The 1679-nt window shown below is 56.8% G+C and carries 1 protein-coding gene; it reads left to right on the forward strand.

Going from position 1 to position 1679, the window contains the following annotated elements:
• Window positions 1-160 precede the first annotated feature (160 nt).
• Window positions 161-1679, forward strand: a 1519-nt coding sequence (locus tag VZ95_RS17435) for an NAD(P)/FAD-dependent oxidoreductase (protein WP_156995372.1), incomplete at its 3' end; no start/stop codon positions are given.

The following is a 1679-nucleotide window of genomic DNA, read 5'->3' on the forward strand; positions in this document are numbered from 1 at the left end:
TTTTTGCTGCGTGGCACCGCCGCCCTCATAAACGTCATAAAACGAACAAGAGTCCTTCCCCGGAAACTGATACGTGCAGGGGATGCACCTGTATGCATGTTTTTTGATTGACGCGAAAATTCGGAAAACTTACACAGCATTCACAACGAATTGGTGAAAAATGTCTCTAAACAAAATCCTTAATGCCGATCAGCTTGACAATACAATCCCGTCTCCAACATTGAACCCGTGGGAACCGCATTGGCCGAACCCGGCCGATTTCCCCTTTAACTATTACAATCTCTTGCAACGAACCACCGAGCATGGCATCGCCTCGGTCGGCGGAACTCCGGCGGCCGAGCAACGAATTGCCATTATCGGGGCAGGCTATGCCGGGCTTACCGTGGCGCGCGAACTCTTCCGCTGCGGCTATAAAAATATCACGATCTTCGAAGCCGATGATCGTATCGGCGGTCGCGCCTATCCGATTATGCCGAAATCCAAATCGGGCCGCCCGCTCGATGGCATCACGCCCTTCGAGCTGGGGGCAATGCGCATCCCCCTGTTCACGCCGGAGAACGGCCAGGCGGGTGGCAATAGTTTAACCGCCTATTTTCTCGAAACCTACCGACAGCAGTATCAAGACTTCCCCAATCCCGGCAGCCCAGTGACGACAACGGGGATTTATGTGAATGAGGGCTTCGGCCCGGAGATCGACGCGCTCACCTTTCATGGTTTACTGCGCTGGGCCCCGACCGAAAATGCGATGCTCCCCCCCACTCCTGGCCTGCAGCAGGTTTATTTAGCCTGGCAAGCCTGGTCCCATAACGTCAAAGCCTGGGTCTCGCGCCGCTATGGCGCAACACAGGATTGGCGGGAGTATTGGCAAAAGATCGTCCAGGCTTATGAGTTCCATACCTTCCGCGACGTTGCCCTCTTGCCGCGCAAGCAGTTTTACGGTCTCGACGGCACGACCTGCCCCGATCACGCCGCCGCCAATGCCGAAGGCGATTTCGGCGGGCTTGGCCTCGATCCAGTTCAGACCGAAATTTTCTACACGATCGGGACGGGCGACGGCAGTTGGGGCGCGTTTTTCGATGTTGCGGCGCTCTACCCGATTCGCACGCTAATCTTCGGCTTTGCGACCGATCACAAATTGCTGGGCCATATTCCCGCCGAGGTCGCCGCCGCCTTGCCGCTGCCCAAATCGGCGCGAAGCCAGGGGGTTTGTCCCGATTCGCACGGGCATCAGTTTGAAATGCCCCTGCTGGCAGGCGTTTCCGCCACCCCCGCCCTGCATCTTTTCCAGCCGGTGACCTGTCGAGGGGCGCAGAGCGGCACCTCCTTCTATCAGAATTTGGGCGCGTTCCGCGCCGATGGGCGCGGCCTGTCGCTGCTCACCAGCACCCGCGTTCGCTATATTGATCGGTTCGAGGATACCTACCGCCTAACGACCGAGACGGGGGCCGGCGCGAGTTACGACCATCTGATTGTCACCGCCCCCGGCTGGTCAATGCAAATGAACACCAGTTTCGGCACGAATTTCTTGGAAGAGATTTTCGTGAACCCCAGCGACGGCAATAATTTTTGGCCACCGATGGCGAGTTGGAAGGGCATCAAAATGTCCCACAACATTACATCGAGTAAAATATTCTATAAACTTAAGCAGCGTTTCTGGGCAGTCAGCGATATACCCCAGG

The organism is Elstera litoralis (assembly GCF_000963705.1).
Classification (GTDB): Bacteria; Pseudomonadota; Alphaproteobacteria; order Elsterales; family Elsteraceae; genus Elstera; species Elstera litoralis.